The 19,525-nt window shown below is 66.7% G+C and carries 18 protein-coding genes and 1 pseudogene; 10 read left to right on the top strand and 9 right to left on the bottom strand.

All coding sequences use genetic code 11. The annotated features are described in order from the left end of the window. Window positions 1-113 precede the first annotated feature (113 nt). The 3 genes from hxlB to E3T50_RS09140 all read left to right on the top strand — a co-directional run bounded on the left by hxlB (window position 114) and on the right by E3T50_RS09140 (window position 3,022). Window positions 114-707 (top strand): 6-phospho-3-hexuloisomerase, encoded by a 594-nt coding sequence (gene hxlB / locus E3T50_RS09150; protein WP_134551554.1) that lies wholly within the window; start codon window positions 114-116, stop codon window positions 705-707. A gap of 57 nt (window positions 708-764) precedes the next feature. Further along, entirely contained in the window at window positions 765-1,388 is a 624-nt protein-coding gene (gene hxlA / locus E3T50_RS09145; RefSeq protein WP_134458707.1) for a 3-hexulose-6-phosphate synthase, read from the top strand. Window positions 1,389-1,591: 203 nt separating this feature from the next. Continuing rightward, the gene (locus tag E3T50_RS09140; RefSeq protein ID WP_134551739.1) at window positions 1,592-3,022 is read left to right on the top strand and encodes an NAD(P)/FAD-dependent oxidoreductase; all 1,431 of its coding nucleotides are present in this window, start codon (window positions 1,592-1,594) and stop codon (window positions 3,020-3,022) included. Between the two features lie 58 nt (window positions 3,023-3,080). Here the strand turns inward: E3T50_RS09140 and E3T50_RS09135 are convergent, their stop codons facing one another. The 7 genes from E3T50_RS09135 to E3T50_RS09105 all read right to left on the bottom strand — a co-directional run bounded on the left by E3T50_RS09135 (window position 3,081) and on the right by E3T50_RS09105 (window position 9,454). Continuing rightward, a complete protein-coding gene (locus tag E3T50_RS09135; RefSeq protein WP_241978241.1) occupies window positions 3,081-3,749 on the bottom strand; it encodes an HAD hydrolase-like protein in 669 nt (222 codons plus the stop codon). A gap of 99 nt (window positions 3,750-3,848) precedes the next feature. Next, complete coding sequence (gene nucS, locus E3T50_RS09130) at window positions 3,849-4,544, bottom strand: endonuclease NucS (protein ID WP_134551553.1); 696 nt, start codon at window positions 4,542-4,544, stop codon at window positions 3,849-3,851. Window positions 4,545-4,713: 169 nt separating this feature from the next. Further along, window positions 4,714-5,709 (bottom strand): dihydroxyacetone kinase subunit DhaK, encoded by a 996-nt coding sequence (gene dhaK, locus E3T50_RS09125; RefSeq protein ID WP_134551552.1) that lies wholly within the window; start codon window positions 5,707-5,709, stop codon window positions 4,714-4,716. 43 nt (window positions 5,710-5,752) lie between these two features. Further along, window positions 5,753-6,385: a dihydroxyacetone kinase subunit DhaL gene (gene dhaL, locus E3T50_RS09120; RefSeq protein WP_134551551.1), complete on the bottom strand. Its 633-nt coding sequence runs from the start codon at window positions 6,383-6,385 to the stop codon at window positions 5,753-5,755. Further along, window positions 6,382-7,173, bottom strand: coding sequence for an HAD-IA family hydrolase (locus tag E3T50_RS09115; RefSeq protein ID WP_134551738.1), 792 nt, complete (start codon window positions 7,171-7,173; stop codon window positions 6,382-6,384). Before E3T50_RS09115 ends, dhaL begins: the two co-directional genes overlap by 4 nt. A 3-nt stretch (window positions 7,174-7,176) precedes the next feature. Continuing rightward, window positions 7,177-8,037, bottom strand: a complete 861-nt coding sequence (locus E3T50_RS09110) for a class II fructose-bisphosphate aldolase (protein ID WP_134551550.1) — start codon at window positions 8,035-8,037, stop codon at window positions 7,177-7,179. Between the two features lie 115 nt (window positions 8,038-8,152). After that, on the bottom strand, window positions 8,153-9,454 hold the full coding sequence (locus E3T50_RS09105) for a GAF domain-containing protein (protein ID WP_134551549.1): 1,302 nt from the start codon (window positions 9,452-9,454) through the stop codon (window positions 8,153-8,155). A gap of 500 nt (window positions 9,455-9,954) precedes the next feature. Between E3T50_RS09105 and E3T50_RS16960 the strand changes: the two are divergent. The 3 genes and pseudogenes from E3T50_RS16960 to E3T50_RS16835 all read left to right on the top strand — a co-directional run bounded on the left by E3T50_RS16960 (window position 9,955) and on the right by E3T50_RS16835 (window position 10,659). Next, a pseudogene (locus tag E3T50_RS16960) lies at window positions 9,955-10,313 on the top strand (alcohol dehydrogenase catalytic domain-containing protein). Then, window positions 10,310-10,567, top strand: a complete 258-nt coding sequence (locus E3T50_RS16840) for a hypothetical protein (protein WP_338145357.1) — start codon at window positions 10,310-10,312, stop codon at window positions 10,565-10,567. The pseudogene E3T50_RS16960 and the gene E3T50_RS16840 overlap by 4 nt, the downstream one beginning before the upstream one ends. After that, complete coding sequence (locus tag E3T50_RS16835; protein ID WP_338145353.1) at window positions 10,516-10,659, top strand: hypothetical protein; 144 nt, start codon at window positions 10,516-10,518, stop codon at window positions 10,657-10,659. The genes E3T50_RS16840 and E3T50_RS16835 overlap by 52 nt, the downstream gene beginning before the upstream one ends. A 221-nt stretch (window positions 10,660-10,880) precedes the next feature. Here E3T50_RS16835 and E3T50_RS09090 read toward each other — a convergent pair whose 3' ends face one another. Further along, window positions 10,881-11,699 (bottom strand): SDR family NAD(P)-dependent oxidoreductase, encoded by an 819-nt coding sequence (locus E3T50_RS09090; RefSeq protein ID WP_134551547.1) that lies wholly within the window; start codon window positions 11,697-11,699, stop codon window positions 10,881-10,883. Between the two features lie 222 nt (window positions 11,700-11,921). Here E3T50_RS09090 and E3T50_RS09085 point away from each other — a divergent pair, with 222 nt between their 5' ends. The 3 genes from E3T50_RS09085 (at window position 11,922) to E3T50_RS09075 (ending at window position 15,883) form a co-directional block, all read left to right on the top strand. Next, the gene (locus tag E3T50_RS09085) at window positions 11,922-12,962 is read left to right on the top strand and encodes an extracellular solute-binding protein (RefSeq protein ID WP_134551546.1); all 1,041 of its coding nucleotides are present in this window, start codon (window positions 11,922-11,924) and stop codon (window positions 12,960-12,962) included. Window positions 12,963-13,034: 72 nt separating this feature from the next. Beyond that, complete coding sequence (locus tag E3T50_RS09080) at window positions 13,035-14,615, top strand: ABC transporter permease (RefSeq protein ID WP_198417972.1); 1,581 nt, start codon at window positions 13,035-13,037, stop codon at window positions 14,613-14,615. Continuing rightward, entirely contained in the window at window positions 14,615-15,883 is a 1,269-nt protein-coding gene (locus E3T50_RS09075; RefSeq protein WP_166784258.1) for an ABC transporter ATP-binding protein, read from the top strand. The genes E3T50_RS09080 and E3T50_RS09075 overlap by 1 nt, the downstream gene beginning before the upstream one ends. 68 nt (window positions 15,884-15,951) lie before the next feature. On the opposite strand, the gene E3T50_RS09070 is transcribed toward E3T50_RS09075, so the two are convergent. After that, complete coding sequence (locus E3T50_RS09070; protein WP_478213422.1) at window positions 15,952-17,232, bottom strand: MATE family efflux transporter; 1,281 nt, start codon at window positions 17,230-17,232, stop codon at window positions 15,952-15,954. 267 nt (window positions 17,233-17,499) lie between these two features. On the opposite strand from E3T50_RS09070, the gene E3T50_RS09065 reads away from it, so the two are divergent. Further along, on the top strand, window positions 17,500-19,464 hold the full coding sequence (locus E3T50_RS09065) for a M13 family metallopeptidase (protein ID WP_134551543.1): 1,965 nt from the start codon (window positions 17,500-17,502) through the stop codon (window positions 19,462-19,464). Window positions 19,465-19,525: the final 61 nt, after the last annotated feature.

Raw genomic sequence — 19,525 nt, 5'->3', positions numbered from 1 at the left:
GCGGTCATCCTATCCGAACCACCCTGATAGCCAACTCGGAGCCATTCGTTTGGATAGTAAAACCGCCCATTTGGCGGGCTGCACTCCCGCTCAGCGGAATGGATGATTGTTCTATGAACGAAACGACAACCACCCAAACGCGACTTGCAGTAGCGGATGCCATCGGTATCATTACTGCAGAGAACGGTCGCGTTGTCGACGCGCTCCGAGCGGCATCCGATTCGTCGCTGGACGATGCAGGGGCCCTGCTCGCGTCGGCTCCACGGGTCTTCGTGCTCGGTGCCGGCCGTTCGGGCCTGGCTCTGAAGATGACCGCGATGCGGCTCATGCACCTCGGCCTCGACGTGCACGTGGTGGGCGAGGTGACGAGCCCGGCGATCACGGCGGGCGACGTGCTGCTCGTTGCCAGCGGTTCCGGAACGACGGGAGCCATCGTGCGCGCCGCCGAGACGGCGCACGGCGTCGGCGCGAGCATTCTCGCGCTCACCACGGCGCCCGAGTCGCCGCTCGGGCGGCTGGCCGCGGTGACCGTGGTCATTCCCGCGGCCGCCAAGCAGGACCATGCCGGCCAGGTATCAGCCCAGTATTCGGGCGGCCTGTTCGAGCAGTCCGTTCTGCTCGTGGGCGACGCAATTTTTCATGCGCTGTGGCAGGCGAGCGGGGCCACGGCCGAGCAGCTCTGGCCACGCCATGCGAACCTCGAATAAGGCGCGCAACTCTACACAAACCTTCCACCCTTACTCACGAACAGAAAGTAGAACCCCATGAAGCTTCAGGTAGCAATGGACGTACTGACCACCGACGCCGCACTCGCGCTCGCCGCCCAGGTCGCCCCGCACGTCGACATCATCGAGCTCGGCACCCCGCTGATCAAGGCTGAAGGCCTGCGCGCCGTCACCGCGATCAAGGCCGCGCACCCCGACAAGATTGTTTTCGCCGACCTCAAGACGATGGATGCCGGCGAGCTCGAAGCCGACATCGCCTTCGCCGCTGGTGCCGACCTTGTCACCGTGCTCGGCACGGCCGGGGACAGCACTATCATCGGTGCTGTCGCCGCCGCGACCAAGCACGGCAAGGGCATCGTCGTTGACCTCATCGGCGTCGCCGACAAGGTCACCCGCGCCCGCGAGGTCACCGCGCTTGGCGCCCAGTTCGTGGAGATGCACGCCGGACTCGACGAGCAGGCTGAGCCCGGCTTCTCGCTCGCGAAGCTGCTCAACCAGGGCGAGACCGCCAAGGTTCCGTTCTCCCTCGCCGGTGGTGTGAGCCTCGCGACCATCGCCGCGGTGCAGCGCGCCGGAGCAACGGTTGCCGTTGCCGGCGGAGCGATCTATGGCGCCGAGGACCCGGCCGCTGCCGCCGCCGCCCTGCGCGCCGCAATCATCTAGTCTCAACGCTTACCCTGGTGCCGTCCCGCTTACGCGGGGCGGCACTTTTGTGCGTGTGGGACGTCCGGCACGGGGCGGCCAGCGCGCGAAGCGCATCAAGAACGGATTCCAGCACTGTCGTCGAGCGCCGCTAGGCTGGGGGCGCCCAAGACCAGTCAGCGGCATCGTTGCCGTGAGAGGACGCGCCCGCCGTGAGTAACCGCCTGACCAGTACCATCTTCGATCGAGACCGGCCAGCGGCATCCGTCGTCGCCGCCTCGCTCGCCGGCACGCGGCAGGGTTCTTTCTGGCTCGATGACCTCGGGCCGCGCGCGCACTATCCCCGGCTCTCGGGCGACCTCACCTGCGACCTCGCCATCGTCGGCGGCGGCTACCTCGGCCTGTGGAGCGCGGTCTTGGCCAAGCAACAGAATCCCGCTGCCCGGGTGGTGCTGCTGGAGGCGCGCACGGTTGGATGGGCGGCATCCGGTCGCAATGGTGGCTTCTGTGAAGCGAGCCTGACCCACGGCGAAGAAAACGGGCGCAGTCGGTGGCCCCAGGAGATCGATCGTCTGACCGAACTCGGTCAGGAGAACCTCGATGAAATTGAGCGGGCGGTGGCCGCCCTTGGCCTCGACTGCGATTTCGAGCGCACCGGGGCCATCGACCTGGCCACCGAGGAGCATCAGATCGACTGGCTGCGCGAGGTGACGCCCGATGAGCACACCCTGTTTCTCGATGCGGCGGCCGTGCAGGCCGAGATTGCGTCACCGACCTATTTGGCGGGGGTCTGGCACCGGCGCAGCAATGCCCTTGTGCATCCGGGCAAGCTCGCCGCCGAGCTGGCGCGGGTGGCCACCGAGCTCGGCGTGGAGATCTTCGAGCGTTCGCTCGTGCAGAACCTCGACACGACCGCGCTCACCGTCGCCCAGGGCACCCGGGTCATGACCGCGGGCGGCACCGTGACGGCCCGGAGGACAGCGCTCGCCACCAATGTCTTTCCGTCCCTGCTCAAGCGCAACAGGCTCGCCACCGTGCCGGTCTACGACTACGTGCTGATGACCGAACCGCTCAGCGCGAGCCAGCTGGCCGCGATCGGCTGGCAGAACCGGCAGGGCCTCAGCGACCTCGCCAACCAGTTCCACTACTACCGGTTGAGCGCCGACAACCGCATTCTGTTCGGCGGCTACGACGCTGTGTATCACTACGGACGCAGAGTGCGCAGCTGCTACGAGAACCGTTCGGAGACCTTCGAGAAGCTCGCGAGTCACTTCTTCACGACGTTCCCGCAGCTGGCCGGAGTGCGCTTCAGCCACAAGTGGGCCGGCGCCATCGACACCTCCACGCAGTTCTGTGCCTTCTTCGGCCAGGCCCGCGCCGGGCGGATCAGCTATGCGGCCGGATTCACCGGGCTCGGCGTGGGCGCCACACACTTCGCGGCCCAGGTCATGCTCGACCAGCTGGCCGGCCGCACCACGGAACGCACTGAACTGGCCATGGTGCGGGGACGGCCGCTTTCGTTTCCACCGGAGCCGATGGCATCCGCTGGAATTCAGGCGACGCGCTGGGCGCTCAATCGCGCCGACCACAACCGGGGTCGCCGCAACGCACTGCTCAAAACCCTCGATGCCCTGGGGCTCGGCTTCGATTCCTAGCAACCAAGGACTTCTGGCCACCAGGGTACGGGCAACCCCGCCCCTCGCGGCCAGGGACTCAACCGAGCAGTAGCTTGGCGAGCTGGTCGGTGGAGTGCACGACGGCGGTCGCCGCGGCGGCCTCGGCGGGTGAGCCGTAGCCCCACTCCACCAGAATGGCCGGAATGCCATTGGCTTGGGCGCCGACAGCGTCGTAGCTGCGGTCACCGACCATGACGGCGGCGCTCGTGTCGACCCCGGTCACAGCCAGGCGGGCCAGTGCTTCGGCGACGATGTCGGTCTTCTTGCTGCGGGTCTCGTCGGCGGAAGCACCGACGGTTGCAGTGAAATACTTGGCGAGATCGAAGTGGGTCAGGATGGCGATCGCGCTGAGCTCTGGCTTGCTGGTGGCCAGTGCCAGGGGAATTCCGGCCGCATGGATGCGCTCGAGCAGACCGGCGATCCCGGGATAGACAGCCGTATCGAGTGAGGCGGCACCGTGGTACTCGGCGCGGTAGACCGCGATGGCCTCCACGGCCTCGTCGGGGGTCATTCCAGCGTATTCCTGGAAGGCCTCGAGCATCGGCGGACCGACATACGAGAGAAGCTCGGAATCGGAGGGAACGGGGCGGCCGAGCAACGTGAAGGTGCGGGCCAAAGAGCTGGTGATGGCCGGGGCGGAATCGGTGATGGTTCCGTCGAGGTCAAAAAGGATAGCGCTCCAGGTGCGCGTCAATGTTGGATTCACTCAACAAGCCTAATCGCTGAGCCGTGAAATCTCCCATTTGCCCATGTTGATCAGCTTTCCCGCGGTTGCGTCTGTGCGACCCGACGCCGTAAACCTGCGCTAGAACAGTTTCGAGGCCGTGTCGTCGAGGCCGCGCATGGCGTCGTAATCGAGCAGCAGACAGCGGATGCCGCGATCCTCGGCCAGCTTGCGGGCCTGCGGTTTGATGGTCTGGGCGGCAAAAACCCCATTGACCGGCGCGAGGTGCGGGTCGCGGTTCATCAGCTCGAGGTAGCGCGTGAGCTGTTCGACTCCGTCGATGTCGCCGTTGCGCTTGAGTTCGACCGCGACGGACCGGCCGGCGGCATCCTGCGCGAGAATATCGACGGGCCCGATCGCCGTCATGTATTCGCGGCGTACAAAGGTGAATCCCTCACCAAGCAAGTGGATGTGCTCGGCGAGGAGTTTCTGCAGGTGAGACTCGGCGCCGTCCTTGATGAGGCCGGGGTCGATGCCGAGATCGTGCGCGGAGTCGTGCTGCACCTCGTAGACGCTGACCACGAGTTGGTCGGCGGTCTTGGCGTGGGTGACCGTCCAGAGGGCGGTGATGCCGGCATCCGTCTGATCGCTGTCCGGCTCGGAGATGGTGACCGAGCAGGGCGGGCTCATCCAGTTGAGCGGTTTGTAGGAGCCGCCGTCGGAGTGCACGAGCACGCTGCCGTCGGACTTGATCATCAGAAGCCGGGTGGCGAGCGGCAGGTGCGCGCTGAGCCTTCCGGCATAGTCAACGGAACATTTCGCAATTACAAGGCGCACTGGTCGAGCTTACGGCTTCTCGTGGTTCGTGGGTGCGAGCACCTCGCCGATCGCCGTGCTCACGTGCGAGACGAGGTTGCCCCCGCCAACGTACCGGCCATGTTCGTTGGCGGGCATTCGCGCCGGCGGGGAACTCGGCGGCCGCGGTTACGGCCCCGCGTCGGGCGGGTCAGAAAACGCGCATGGCGATCTCCGCCGGGGCGGCCAGGAGCATTTCGATCTCGTCGTCGAGTCGCACGAGCGTGATCGAAGCTCCGGCCATGTCCAGGGACGTACAGTACTCACCCACGTAATTGCGACCGATCGTCATGCCGAGCTCGGTGAGGCGTTTGTGGATGATCCCGTACAGGATGTACAGCTCGCTGATGGGAGTGCCGCCCAGACCGTTCACCATCACGGCGACCCGGTCTCCACTGACGAACGGCAGATCGGGAACGATCGCGCCGAGCAACTCGTCCACGATCTCGTTGGCGGGCATCCACAACGCGCGGCGCCGTCCGGGTTCGCCGTGAATTCCGACACCGATCTCGATCTCGTCGTCGCCGAGTTCGAACAGGGGCGCCCCACGGGCGGGCGGGGTGCACGCCGTCAGCGCCACGCCCATGGTCCGTGTGACCGAATTTACCTTCTCGCCGATGCGCACCAGTTCGTCGAGGTCGGCCCCGGTCTCCGCGGCGGCCCCGACTGCTTTCATCACGAAGAAGTTGCCAGCCACCCCTCGGCGGCCGACGGTGTACGTGGAGTCCTGCACCGAGACGTCATCATCGATGAACAGCGTGCGCACCGTGATGCCGTCGGCACTGGATGCTTCCTCCGCCATCTCGAACGCCATCCGGTCGCCGGTGTAGTTGTTGACCAAAAGCAGTACGCCCTTGTTGGAGGCGAGGAGCTTGGTCGACCCGATGATGTAGTCGATCGGCGGCGCGGCGAAGACGTCCCCGGGGCACGCGCCATCGAGCATTCCTCGGCCGACCGTCATGACGTGGGCGGGTTCATGGCCGGAGCCGGAGCCCTGGATGATGGTGACCTTGTCATGGTTGGGGGCGTCGGCGCGATGGATGAGGTGGTATTCGGGTACGTAGCGCAGCGTGTCGGGGTTCGCGAGGGCGATGCCCTCGAGCATCTCGGGGACGAACTGCTTGGGGTCGTTGATGAACTTCTTCATGCTGTCTCCACGTCGTTGTCGGGATCGGATGGCTGATGGGGTACTAGGTGGGCCAGGTACGGGCGAGGTGCTCGGCCAGCACGGCGATGGCGATCGCGCCCGCGTCGGGCGAACCGATGCTGCGTTCACCGGTGTAGCTCGCGCGACCGCGGCGAGCCTGGAGGAGACTGGTGGCGTCTGCGGCTTGCCGGGCGGACGTCGCCATCTTTCCGAGCGCCGTCTTCGCGTCGTCCCCGGCTTGAAATGCATTCTCGAGTGCGTCGACAGCGGGAACGAGGGCGTCGAGGAGGGTCTTGTCGCCGACATCGGACTTGCCACGATGTTTGATCCCCTCGATCGCCGCGCGCAGGGCGGCGATCGAGTTCGCTGGCGTGACCTCGTTGAGGCCCGTGAGTTGTGTGCCGGCGCGAAGGAAGGCTGTACCCCAGAGGGGCCCGGAGGTGCCGCCGATGGTGCTGGTGATGATGATGGCGATCTTGCTCAGGAAAATGCCGGGGTCGCTTCGGTCAACGCCATCCCAGCCCGAGAGCACGACTTCGAACCCGCGCGCGAGGGAGTATCCGAAGTCCCCGTCGCCCACGACCGAGTCGAGTTCACCGAAATACTTCTCGTTGGCCAGCGCTTCCTCGGCGATGGACCGCACCACGAATTCCGTTGTGTCCTGAGAGCTGGTCATGATTCTTCCTCGGGGTCGGGGGAGCGCAGTACGGACAGGACGTCGTCCAGCGTTACAAACCCGCGCGGCACCACGCCGGCGGGGGAACGAAGCACGGACGTGGTCACGCCGTGCGGCTCGCCGAGCGAGGTGACGACGAGGGCGGCACCGGCGAAGTCCTCGTCGGCCGTGTAGCTGCTCACCGTGACGACGGTGCGCAGCCTGGCCGCGCGGGCCGCGCGCAGGCCGTTGCTGCTGTCCTCGATCACGACCGCCTCGTCAGTGGTCACGCCGAGGTGCTCGAGCGCATAGGTGTAGATGTCGGGTGCTGGCTTCTTGGCGGCCACGATGTCCCCGGCGAAAACCTGGAACCGTGCGGCCAGCATCTCGCCCACGGTGTAGAGCAGCACCGCACGCACGGAGGCTTCGGCCGAGGTCGAGGCGACGGCCAGCAGCCAACCGTCAGCGGCAGCATCAGCGACGATCCGGGCGATTCCCGGGCGGGCAGGCAGGGCTCCGGAGGCGACCAGGTCGGTGTAGATCTGCGTCTTGCGCCGGTGCCAGGAGGCGACCGCCTCCTGTTGGCTGGCTGGGTCGACGGGCAATCCCGCCGCCTGAACGAACTCCGGGGTGAGCAGGCTCGTGAGGCGTTCCTTGCCGCCGCCGATCAGCAGCTTCCCGGCGTAGTCCTCCTCGCTCCAGTGCACGGGCAGACCAAATTCGGCGAAGGTGGCGTTGAAGGCGGGCAGGTGTCCGTCACGTTCCGTGTCGGCGAGCACACCATCGCAGTCGAAGATGAGCGCCGGCATCACTCACCACGCCTTGCCGGCAGAACCGAATGTACGGGCCAAGCCGCGGGTCAGGTCGACGACATCGCCGCTCACGGCGCGAAAAAGCGTCGGCGGGTCCCACTTGTCGGCCTGCTCGGCGAGCCGCAGGTTGGCCAGTGTGGACTGGAGGTAGGTCATCTTGAGCGCGGTGGAGATGTTGACCTTGGAACAGCCGCGCTGGATCAAATCGTGAAATTGCGCATCCGTCATTCCGCTGCCGCCGTGCAGGGCGATGGGGAGCGGATGCGCCGCTACCAGGTCGCTGACCCGGTCGAAGTCCAGTGTTGGTTTCGACGTGTACACGCCGTGGGCGTTGCCGATCGACGGCGCGAAGACGTCGACACCGGTCGCCTCGATGAATGCGAGCGAGACGTCCAGCGTCTGCCGCGCCGCCGTCTGGTCGGAGCCGACGCCGTCCTCGACGCCGGTGATGGATTCAATCTCACCCTCGACATGGGCGCCGTAACCCCGAGCCTCCTTGACGACCTCGATGGTCTGGCGCTGGTTCTCAGCGACCGGCAGCGCAGACGCGTCGAACAGCACCGAGTTCCAGCCGATGGCGAGGCATTCGCTGATCACGTCGCGGTCGGGGCAATGGTCCAGGTGCAGGGCCACCGGCACCTCGATGTCGGCGGTCATGGACTGCCACATCGAGAACAGTACCTTCGTGCCGATCGACCGAACGGTCTTGACCGAGGTTTGCACGATGATGGGCGACCGCACCTCGACCGCCGCATCCAGCACACCCTGCATGGTGAGGTCGTTGAACACATTGACGGCCGGTACGCCGTAGCGTTCCTGGAACGCGCGATCGACGATTTCCTTCAACGAAACGATTGGCACGACTGCCCCCTTTGGCTTTGTGTCACGATATCCCCGCACCCGGATCGTTCGCTATCGGGGAGTCCCCCCATCCGTCTGGGGGAAGTCCCTGCTCTTCGCGGTCGGTGGCATCCGCTCAGGAAGGCCGTGGATGAGCCAGCCCGGCCAGCATTGTGCGGTTGGCCGCCCCGGTCTTCCGGAGGATTGTTCCGACGTGCTTCTCGACGGTCTTCACCGAGATGCCGAGCTCGGCACCGATCTGCTTGTCTCGGAGCCCGCTCTCCACGAGGCGACGCACCTCTCGCTCGCGAGACGTCAGGCGGGCAGGACCGGCCGGTTCGCCCCATTGTTCCAGCAGGGAGCCCGAGACAACGGCGTCCCCGGCAACGGCCGAGTCAACCGCCCGGACGAGTGACTGCCCGTCGGCGGAACGGTTCAGGAACCCCCGGGCGCCGGAGCGAGCCGCCTGTCGGATCCGTTCATCGTGCGGGTCTCCGACCAGGAGCACCACGGCCGTTCCCGGACAGGTGCGGGCCAGCGACCCCAACAGGTCGGCGCCTGGCCGGTCGACCAGATTGATGTCGGTGACGACGACGTCGGGCTGGAGGTGCCGTGCCCCAGACAGTGCGCCGGCCGCGTCGCCGTACTCGGCGACCACCTCGATCCCCGTCCCCTCCTGAGCCAGCAGGTGCACCAGGCCGGCGCGGATCACCGGTTGTTCGTGCAGGACGAGCACCCGATGGGGGCGTGTCCCGCTCAGGCGCCCGGGGGACACTCGGGCCGGCCCGGCCCGTCCATCGCCGCCCGGCCGGCCGAACCCCTGCGCCAGCGCCGCGCGCTCGGTCTTGTGCAATTCGGCCAGGCTGATGCTGACCTCAATGGCGACGGTGTGCAGCCGGAAGTCGGCGATGGCGCTGGCCGCCTGGGCGGCGAAGAGTTCGAGCATCCGGGCATCCTGGCTGGTGAAGAGACGCTCGGAGGTGTTTGCAAAGACGACGCAGGCGCCGATGACACCCGACGGGAGCCTGATCGGCACGCCAATGACCGGCCGTTGGTAGCGGGCGTCGTCTTGGCCGAGGTGACCGCCAGGTACTTGGGAGTACTCGTTGAACACGACGGATCCGCCGGCGCGCACGACGGCGCCGGTCACGCCTTCGTCCAGCGGGAAGACCTGGCCCGCCCGGCACTCGGCGCCGAGGTCGACCTCCTTGCGGTAGACCTGAGCGGTCTCATCGATGGTGCAGATCGAGCCCATGCCGCACCCGAGCAGCTGGGCGGCGCTCAGCAGGATCCGTTCCAGCAGCGGTCCGAGCCCCGCATCGCCGGTCAGGCCTTCAGCGAGGAACACCGCCACTTTGTCGCCGGGCCGGTCGGCCTGCGGTCGGGCATCGATCAGGATGTCGCTCGGGGCCGGTACGGCAGGCGAGGTCTGGGCCATAGTTTTCTCGTCTCTGAGTGTGAAAGCACGACCGAGTTCCGGGAACAGCACTTCACCCTATGGGCCGGGCCCCCGTGGCGCTACCGGCTGGTGCTTCGATGTGGCTGGGAACCACCCGCTGTCACCACGCACGGCGAGCCCGACCAGCACCATCAGCACAAAAACCAGATAGAGCGCGTTGAGGATGCCAAAGGCTTTGCCGGGCCGACATGCACGAGCGGGGTGGTCGACGCGAGAACGAAGAGCACTGCCGTCGGACTTGATCATCAGCCGCCGGGTGGCGAACGGCAGGTGCGCGCTGAGCCTTTCGGCGCAGTCAACGGAGCATTTCGCAAGTAAGGCGTATTGGACCGGTTTGAGCGATGCCGCGTCGCGCACCCGCCGCCGCAGAACGTGCCTCAGGCTCTCAGACTCGAGGCGCATGTTAAAAGTAACGAGCCCGGAACGGGGCGAACCCTCCTGCCGTAAGAGGCCCGCGATGCAATAAAAGGAGAAAGTCCGTGAAGGCACTGGTTTATAACGGTCCCGGCGACAAGTCCGGGACCGACGTTCCAAATCCCGAGATCATCAACCCGATCGACGTGATCGTGCGGGTTGAGACGACCACCATTTGTGGCTCGGATCTGCATATTCTCAGGGGTGATGTGCCCGCCATCACGAAGGGCCGAATTCTCGGCCATGAGGGTGTGGCACCATTACCGAAATCGGTTCATCTGTGAGCACGCTGACCGTCGGAGATCGGGTCATCATTTCGTGCGTCAAGTCCTGCGGACACTGCGCCAACTGTAAGACCGGACTGTACTCGCACTGCCTCGATGACGAGGAACGAGCGGCATCGGCTGGATCTTCGGTCATTTGATCGACGGCACCCAAGCAGCATTCGTGCGCGTGCCCAACGCCGAGAACTCGCTCTACAAAGTGCCGAATGGCGTCACCGAAGATCAGGCCGTCAAGCTGTCTGACATCCTGCCGACCGGTTTTGAAATCGGCGTGCAGAACGGTCAGGTCAAGCCCGGTGACGTGGTCGCCGGATCGGAGCCGGGCCGGTTGGCCTGTCGGCGATGGCGACGGCTGGCCTCTATGGCGCCGCGACGATTATCGCCATCGACCTAGACGCCAACCGTCTCGAGCAGGCCAAGGAATTCGGCGCGACGAGCACGGTCGTGTCCTCTGCCGCCGACTGCTCCCCGCCGAAAAATTCGTGACCCACCACTTCAGCTTCGATCAGATGCTGGAAGCGTATGACATCTTCGGTCGTGCGGCCGAAACCAAGGCCCTGAAGGTTGTCATCAGCCGATAGATCGTATTCCCGGCCTGGCGGTCACTGCGCGTTCACGCGCGGCGGTCGCCAGGCTTTTGTGCCGTTTTATCGGCGAACGGATGCCGCCGGCCGGGCGGACGGGCCGCCAGCCCGGCGAGCGATCACCTAGATGCTGCGGTGGTCCCTGACCGCGGCTTCCAAATCGGCGAGCCCGGGGGCCATCGCGGCGTCGATGGCCATGGGGTCTGAAGTGTTGAGCTCCTGCATGCCACGCCCACCTTCGGGGGAGGTGTTGATTTCGTGGTCGCCAGCCTCAAGCCCGGCCAGCAGGTCAGTGATGACGTCGTCGAGGGGTCGGCGCTCCCAGCCCGGTGAGGCGGCGGCGTTCTGCGACGTCATCATGTCCGTATCCGTCGCGCCGGGATAAACGGTCGCGACGTGCACTCCGGTTCCGGTCAGTTCGCGCCGCAGGGACTCTCCGAAACGAGCGAGGCCGGCCTTGGTGGCGGCGTATACAGAATAGAACGGTATGCCGAGGAGGGCGATTCCGCTGGAAATGTTCAGGACGATGCTGTCTCGGTCCGCACCGGCCCGAAGACGCGGCAGCAGTGCCCGGGTCAGAAGCAGGGGGGCAACGAGGTTGAGATCGATCATCGATCGAATGTCTGCCTCGCTGGTGTTTTCGAGCCGCCCGGCACGAACGTTGCCGGCATTATTCACGAGCAGGTCGACGGTAGCCCATGACCCGACGGCCTCGGCCACGCGGTCAATACTGCCCTGCAGGGTGAGATCCTGCGCCAGGACCTCGGCCGTGCCTCCGGCGGCTTCGACCAGTTGGGCTGTTGCGGTGAGCGTGGACTCTTTGCGGCCCACCAAAAGCAGGTGTGCGCCGCGAGAGCCGAATTCGACCGCCAGGGCCCGCCCGATACCTTGCCCTGCTCCGGTGATGATGCCGTGTCGGTTGTTGAGATCCAAAATAATCATTCCTTCGATTCGGGCGAGACGGGCCGCGAATGCGACCTGAACCGCGGTGCTCAGGTAAATTAACCGACCGCTGACGCGGGCTATTCCCCGCACGCCGATTGCCGAACATCGCGCGTGTCAGACGACGGGGTGCGCAGCCGTGGCGGCGGCACACGATTCGCCCTCCCCGCCGTGTTAGCGTAGCCTTACCTTATAAATCGTTCGCCTTGTCCCTGGAGTCCCATGCGCATCCCCCTCACCATCGCCGGACTCGTCGCCGGCGCCATCGTTCTCGCCCTGGCCGGCTGCACGCAGGCTGCCCAACCCGCAACGACCGCCGAAGCTACCAGTGATGGCGCCTTCACGCTCTACTCGGGTCGCGATGAAGCGCTCGTGCAGCCGCTCATCGACCAGTTCGAAGAGCAGAGCGGAATCACGGTCGAGGTGCGGTACGGAAACACCGCCGAGCTCGGTGCTCTGCTGCTCGAAGAGGGCGACGCCACCCCCGCCCAGGTCTTCCTCGCTCAGGACGCGGGGGCCCTCGGCGCTCTGAGCAACGCCGACCTGTTCGCGACGCTCCCCGCCCAGACGACCGATGCGGTCCCCGCCGGATTCACCTCGACCGACGACACCTGGGTCGGCGTCACCGGCCGCGCCCGCGTGATCGCCTACGACAGTGAGGCCATGGTGGCGGCCGACGTGCCGACATCCGTCGACGCCTTCACCGACCCGGCCTGGGCTGGAAAATTCGGCATTGCGCCGACCAATGCGAGCTTTCAGGCCTTTGTCACCGCTTACCGGGTGCTCAACGGCGAAGAAGCCGCCGACGCGTGGGTGAAGGCCGTCGCCGCCAACAACCCGGTCATCTTCGACAGCAACCGCGCCATCCTCGCCGCGGTCAACGACGGGGTCATCGAGGCCGGACTCATCAACCACTACTACTGGTTTGCCATGGCCGCCGAGACCGGCGAGGCCAACATGCGCGCCCAACTCTCCTATCCGGAGGCTGGCGACGCTGGATCCATTGTGAACGTGGCTGGTGCTGGCCTGCTGGCCCAAGCGGCGGGAGATGCTGACGCGCTCGAATTCATCGACTATCTCGTAGGCGCCGAGGCGCAGCAGTACTTCGTCGACAAAACGTTCGAGTATCCGCTGATTGCCGGCATCGACGCCCCCGCCGGCCTGCCAACGCTCGACTCGCTCGTCAACCCGGATCTCGACCTCGCCGATCTCGAGACCCTTGCCGACACCCAGGCCCTGCTCGGCAAGCACGGCCTGATCTAACATTGAAGTAGTGAAGGCGCGGTTGCAGGCTCAGATCGACAGCCGCGCCCTACCCTTCGTCGGTGGCCTCTCGTGACCGAACTGCTTAGTCCACCGCTGGAGACGGATGCACCGCCACCAGCGCGCGTGACCGGCCGGTATCGAGCCGGCGTCCCAGCCTGGCTGCTGCTGCTCGCCGCGCTCTGCGCCGCAACGGCCGCTATTCCGCTGGTCTACCTCGTGGTGCGCACAACCGAGGCGGGGATCACTGAGCTTCTCGACACCCTGCTGCGCCCGCGGGTGCTGCAGCTCACGGTCAACACGGTGCTGCTCGCCGCGGCCGTCACCCTGTCGTGCCTCGTGCTCGGCACGATCTGCGCCTGGATCCTCACCCGTATCCGCCTGCCATTCCAGCGCACGTTGCTGCTGGTCTCGGCGCTGCCGCTCGCGGTGCCGAGTTATCTTGCCGCCTACGGCTGGCTGGTCTGGTTTCCCAGCCTCAACGGATTCTGGGCCAGCTGGTTGGTCATGACCATGGTCTGCACGCCGTACGTGACGCTGCCGGTTGCGGCGGCGCTGCGCGGGGCATCCGCTGATCTCGAGTCGGTGGCCCGCACACTCGGTCGTGGACCGTTGCGCGCCTTCGCGGCGGCGACCTGGCCGCAGATCCGCCCGGCCGCGATCGCCGGGGCGCTGCTGGTCTGCCTCTACTCCCTCAGTGACTTCGGGCTCGTCTCGATGCTGCGTTTTCAGACGCTCACCTGGGGGATCAACGCCGCATACGGCGCGAGCTTCGACCGTAACCAGGCGGCCCTGCTCGCACTCGTGCTCGTCGTGCTCGCCCTCGTGGTCGTGGCCGGCGAACGCCGCAGCCGGCGCCAGGTCGACCGTGTGCCCGGTCGCAGTACCATGCCGGCTCGCGCGCCCGGCAAAGCGAGTCTCCTGTATGTGGGGCTGCTCATTGCTGCGCCGCTGGGCGGGGTCGTGGTTCCGGTGGTCGGGCTGCTCAGCCGCCTCCTCGAGGCGGAAACCCTGCGGGCCATCGACGTGCCCCGACTGATCGAGGCGATCGGCGCGACACTGGGCCTCGCGCTCGCCGCCGCCGTGGTCGCCGTGCTGGTTGCGCTGCCGATTGCCGCGCTCGCCGCCCGCTACCGCGGCCGGCTGGTCGCCGCGATCGAGGCCGTGGGGTTTCTCGGCCACGCCCTGCCCGGCATCGTCGTGGGACTCGCCCTCGTGTTTTTTGCGCTCGCCGCGGTGCCGATGTTCTACCAAACATCGGTTGTGCTCGTCTTCGCTTATGTCGTCTTGTTCATGCCGCGCGCCATCGGCAGCGTGCGCAGCAGCATTGCTGCGGTGCCGCAGAGCCTCGGCGATGTCTCGCGCATGCTCGGCCTGTCACCGTTTCAAACCTGGTTTCGGGTCACCGCGCGCCTGGCCTTGCCCGGCATCGCGATCGGCGCGCTGCTCGTAGCCATCTCGGCCATGAAAGAATTACCAGCGACGCTGCTGCTGCGGCCAACGGGCGTGTCCACGCTCGCGACCGAGTTATGGAGTCGCACGGCCCTGTTCGAGTTCGGCGCTGCGGCGCCCTACGCGGCGGCGCTCGTGCTCGTGGCAATGGTGCCCGCGGTGCTGCTCTCCGGCATCCGCGGCACAGCAAGGGAGAACTAGTGGGCTGGGTAACAATCGAGGCGCTGAGCGTCTCCTATGGTGACACGCGGGTGCTCGATGACGTCAGTCTTCGCATTCCGCGTGGCTCCCTCGTGGCCGTTCTCGGCCCGAGCGGATGCGGCAAGACCACCCTCCTGCGCGCGGTCGCGGGGCTATTGCCGGTCACCGCCGGTACCATCACGGTCGGCGGACGCCTCGTCACCGGCCCCGGTGTGCAACGGGCGCCCGAAAAGCGCGGAATGGGCTGGGTCCCGCAGGACGCCTCGCTGTTTCCGCACCTCACGGTCGGCGAGAACATCGGCTTCGGGCTGCCCCGCACGAAGCAGAGCGACGATCTCTATTGCGAACCTGGCGAAGCTCCCGGGGGAGTGGCCGGCCTGCTGGAGGGCCTCACCCCGAGTGGTCGCATGGCCCGCACCCGACGCGCCCTCGTGCGATCGAATGCTCCGCTGCACGCCAGTCCCCTCGCGCCGGCGCCCATCAGCCCCGACCGGAGCCGCCAGAACAACCGTGCGGGCCGCATCGCGGAGCTCGCCGTTCTGGTTGGCCTGGCCGAACTTGTCGACCGCGCACCCTCCCAGCTCTCCGGCGGCCAGGCCCAACGTGTTTCGTTGGCCCGCGCGCTTGCTCCGCGGCCCGACCTCTTGCTGCTCGACGAACCGTTCGCCGCCCTGGATCCGCTGCTGCGTTCGGCCCTGCGTACCGAGGTCGCAGCCCTGCTGCATGGTCAGCACAATACGAGCCTGCTCGTGACGCACGATCAGGAAGAAGCGCTCTCCCTCGCCGACTACGTCGCCGTCATGCGCGGCGGCGAGATTTTGCAATTCGGCACCCCCGCGGATGTCTACGAGCGCCCGGTGAACCCCTGGGTCGCCGGGTTCGTCGGCGACACCGTTGAGCTCGACGGCCAGTGGAAAGACGGCAGGGTGGAGTGCGCCTTCGGGGTCTTGGCGGCGGACTGGATGGGCGCCGAAATGGTCCCTCGCGACGGTACGCGCGTGCGCGTTTTGCTGCGACCCGAATGGTTGACCCTGGGCGCGCGGGGTTCGACCCATCCGCCAGTGGATGCCGTCGCCACGGCCATCGCCTACGCTGGCCACGATGCCCTGGTCAGCTTCGCCCTCGCTGACCCGGAGAAGACGTTGGTGCGCGCGCGTATCGCAGCGCCCGACCTGCCCCGCGTCGGCGACCGGGTGACGCTCGGGATTTGCCAGAACGCTTTGGCCTATCCTCTGGCCGAGGCGCGTGCTGCGAATATTCCAGAATAAGAATATAGCTCGGCCGGCGCCCGGGCTTCCCTGTTCTCACCGGGCAGAACGAGCGATTCTGCGACGGATCAGCGCGCGCCGACGACCATCCAGGCGAGCGTGCGGGCGCGCAGGCTCAGGGTCACGGCACGGGCGCCGAGGTAGCCGAAGGCAAACGCGGCCATGAGCAGCGCGAGCCCGGTCGCGCCGGTCGGTGCCCAGAACAGCACCGCGGCAGCCAGCGGCACGAACACGGCGAGGTTGACCAGCCCGGTCAGTGCGAGATAGCGAGCGTCGCCGGCTCCGATGAGCACGCCGTCGAGTACGAACACGACCGCGCCGAGGGGAACGGATGCCCCCAGCACGATCAAAGTCAGCGGCAGTAGCTGCGTCACCGCGTCGGCATTGGTGAACGCATGCCCGAGTACTCCGCTCGTGCCGATCACGACGACCGCGAGGATGAGGCCGGCGAGCAGGCCCCATTCCAGGCAGCGGCGCAGGACGGCACGCACCCCGGCCACATCCCCGGCGCCGAGGCCGAGACCGACGAGGGCTTGGGCGGCGATCGCGAGAGCGTCGAGGGCGAACGCGAGCGTCGCGAACAGGGTCATCGCGATCTGGAAGGCGGCGAGCTCGGGGGAGCCAAGCTGGGCGGCGACGAAGACGGCGAGCAGCATGGCGGCGCGCAGGCTCAGCGTGCGCAGGAACAGCCAGCCTCCGCTGCGGGCACCGAGCAGCATTCCGGCCCGGTGCGGGCGCAGCGGGGCACTGTGGCGCCTGGCATGCGTGGCGACGACCACGAGGTAGACCAGGGCCATTCCCCACTGCGCCACGACCGTGCCGATGGCCGATCCGGAAATGCCCCAGCCCAGCAGATAGATGAAGACATAGTTGAGCGCGATGTTCGCGCCGAAGCCGATCCCGGCGACGTAGAGCGGGGTGCGGGTGTCCTGCAGGCCGCGCAGCAGTCCGGTGGCGGCGAACACCAGCAGCATGGCGGGCAGGCCGACCATGGAGATGCCGAGGTAGGTGGCGGCATCCGCTGTCACGGCGGACCCGGCGCCGAACGCGCCGACGAGCACCGGGGTGGCGAGCAGGCCGCCGGCCGCCAGAACGAGGCCGAGGCCGAGGGCGAGCCACAGCCCGTCAATGCCCACCGACACCGCCCGTCTCGTGTCGCCGGCGCCGAGCCAGCGGGCCACGGCCGGGGTCGTGCTGTAGGCGAGAAAGACCATGAGGCCGATGATGGTCTGCAGCACGGCGCTCGCGAGGCCGAGTCCGGCAAGCGGGGTGGTGCCGAGGTGCCCGACCATTGCCGAATCGGCCAGCAGAAACAGCGGTTCGGCCACGAGGGCGCCGAGCGCGGGCACGGCGAGCCGCAGGATGTCACGGTCGATAGGCTGTGCCCGCAGAATATTGATGATTCGACTCTACGGCGGGCCCGCGCGCCCCGTGGCGGGGCCGGCAACCGGTCGCCGCGCCAACTGTGGGTCGCCGCGCCCGCTCTGGTGGGCGCAACCACCGGTACCTGGCTCGCCCGCGAGGCGTTGCAGACACGAGCGGCGAATAGTCTGTCGAGCAGCGGACGCGACCCGGCCGATCGACAACCTGTCACCCTCCCCGGATAGGCTGAAGACATGACTGAGCTGGCGACTGCATCCGGAATCAACCAGAACGAACTTGACCCGGAGGTGCGCCCGCAAGACGATCTCTTTCGGCACGTGAACGGAAAGTGGATCGCGCGCAGCGAGATTCCCGCCGACAAGGCCCGCTGGGGCTCGTTCATGATGCTGGCCGAAGACGCCGAAAAGGCCGTGCGCGAGATCATCGTCGAGGCGCAGACCGCGCCTGCGGGCAGCCTGGAGCGCAAATTCGGCGACCTCTATACGAGCTTTCTCGACGAAGAACGCATCGAAGCGCTCGGCGCCACCCCGCTGCGCGACGACCTTGCCGCTGTCGACGCGGTCACCACCATCTCCGAACTCCTCTCGACCCTGGGCCGCCTCGAACGTGGCGGCGTCGCCGGTGCCTTCCACCTCTACGTCGACAACGACCCGGGCAACCCCGAGCGCTATCTTGTCTTCATCGCGCAGGGCGGCATCGGCCTGCCAGACGAGAGCTACTACCGCGAAGAAAAGTTCGCCGAGATCCGCACCAAGTATCAGGAATTCCTCGAGCGGATGTTCACCCTCGCCGGTTTCGCCGACGCCGCCGAACGCGCCGGGCGCGTATTCGACCTCGAGACCGAACTCGCCTCGCACCACTGGGACAAGGTCTCCACCCGCGACAGCGAGAAGACCTACAACCTCCGCACCTGGGGTCAGGTCTCCGCGCTTGCTGCCGGCGCCAACGTGGACCTCTGGCTGGAAGGCCTCGACGCCCCGGCTGGTGCCTTCGAAGAGGTCGTCGTACGGGAACCCAGCTACATCTCCGGGCTCGCTACCGCCCTCTCCGACGACCGGCTCGAAACGTGGCAGGACTGGCTGCGCTGGCAGGTCATCCGCTCGAGTGCGGCGTATCTGTCGGGTGAATTCGTCGAAGCGAACTTTGACTTCTACGGCCGCACCCTGAGTGGTACCCCGCAGCTGCGCGACCGCTGGAAGCGCGGCGTCTCGCTCGTGGAGGGCGCCCTGGGCGAGGCCGTCGGCCGCATCTACGTGGAGCGCCACTTCAAGCCGAGCGCCAAGGTGAGCATGGACGTGCTCGTGGCCAACCTCGTCGCGGCCTACCAGAACAGCATCAGCACGCTCGACTGGATGACCGAGGAGACACGCACACGAGCCCTCGAAAAACTCAGCAAGTTCACGCCGAAAATTGGCTACCCGGTGAAATGGCGCGACTATTCGAGCCTCGAGATCGCCGCCGGCGACCTCATCAGCAACGTCAAGGCTGCGGGGGAGTTCGAGTTTCAGCGCGAGCTCGGCAAGATCGGCAAGCCGCTCGACCGCGACGAATGGTTCATGACCCCGCAGACCATCAACGCCTACTACAACCCGGGATTCAACGAAATCGTCTTCCCCGCCGCCATCTTGCAGTTTCCGTTCTTCGACGATGCGCGCGACCCGGCCGCCAACTACGGTGCGATCGGCGCGGTCATCGGCCACGAGATCGGTCATGGCTTCGACGACCAGGGCTCCAAGTACGATGGCGACGGCCGGCTCACCGACTGGTGGACCGCCGACGACAAGGCAGCGTTCGAGCTGCGCACGACCGCGCTCATCGCGCAATTCGAGGGTCTCGCCCCACAGGCCATCCCGGGCCATACGGTGAACGGTGCGCTGACGATCGGCGAGAACATCGGTGACCTCGGCGGGCTCTCCATCGCCTGGAAGGCCTACCTGCTCTCACTGAATGGCGAAGAGAGCCCGGTCATCGACGGACTCACCGGTGCCGAACGGTTCTTTCTCTCCTGGGCCCAAGCGTGGCAAATGAAGCTGCGCGACGCCGAGGCGATCCGTTTGCTGGCCATCGACCCGCACTCGCCGAACGAGTTTCGCTGCAACCAGATCGTCAGCAACATTCCCGCGTTCTACGAGGCCTTCGATGTGACCCAAGCGGATGCCCTCTGGCTGGCCCCCGAGAATCGCGTCACCATCTGGTAACGCGCCTGTCCCCCGTCGGGACTAGTGTGTAACAGGCGCTTCTGAGCCGGGGATGAGGCCG

The organism is Cryobacterium gelidum, assembly GCF_004403985.1.
In the GTDB taxonomy this organism is placed as follows: domain Bacteria; phylum Actinomycetota; class Actinomycetes; order Actinomycetales; family Microbacteriaceae; genus Cryobacterium; species Cryobacterium gelidum.
This window is presented reverse-complemented; position numbering and strand designations above follow the sequence as displayed.

Bases quoted from the DNA above. Each gene is read 5' to 3' on its own strand.
- E3T50_RS09115 (WP_134551738.1), bottom strand. From the start codon at position 7,173: ATGCCGGCGCTCATCTTCGACTGCGATGGTGTGCTCGCCGACACGGAA.
- hxlA (WP_134458707.1), top strand. From the start codon at position 765: ATGAAGCTTCAGGTAGCAATGGACGTACTGACCACCGACGCCGCACTC.
- E3T50_RS09105 (WP_134551549.1), bottom strand. From the start codon at position 9,454: ATGGCCCAGACCTCGCCTGCCGTACCGGCCCCGAGCGACATCCTGATC.
- E3T50_RS09090 (WP_134551547.1), bottom strand. From the start codon at position 11,699: ATGATTATTTTGGATCTCAACAACCGACACGGCATCATCACCGGAGCA.
- dhaL (WP_134551551.1), bottom strand. From the start codon at position 6,385: ATGACCAGCTCTCAGGACACAACGGAATTCGTGGTGCGGTCCATCGCC.
- dhaK (WP_134551552.1), bottom strand. From the start codon at position 5,709: ATGAAGAAGTTCATCAACGACCCCAAGCAGTTCGTCCCCGAGATGCTC.
- E3T50_RS09065 (WP_134551543.1), top strand. From the start codon at position 17,500: ATGACTGAGCTGGCGACTGCATCCGGAATCAACCAGAACGAACTTGAC.
- E3T50_RS09085 (WP_134551546.1), top strand. From the start codon at position 11,922: ATGCGCATCCCCCTCACCATCGCCGGACTCGTCGCCGGCGCCATCGTT.
- E3T50_RS16835 (WP_338145353.1), top strand. From the start codon at position 10,516: ATGGCGACGGCTGGCCTCTATGGCGCCGCGACGATTATCGCCATCGAC.
- hxlB (WP_134551554.1), top strand. From the start codon at position 114: ATGAACGAAACGACAACCACCCAAACGCGACTTGCAGTAGCGGATGCC.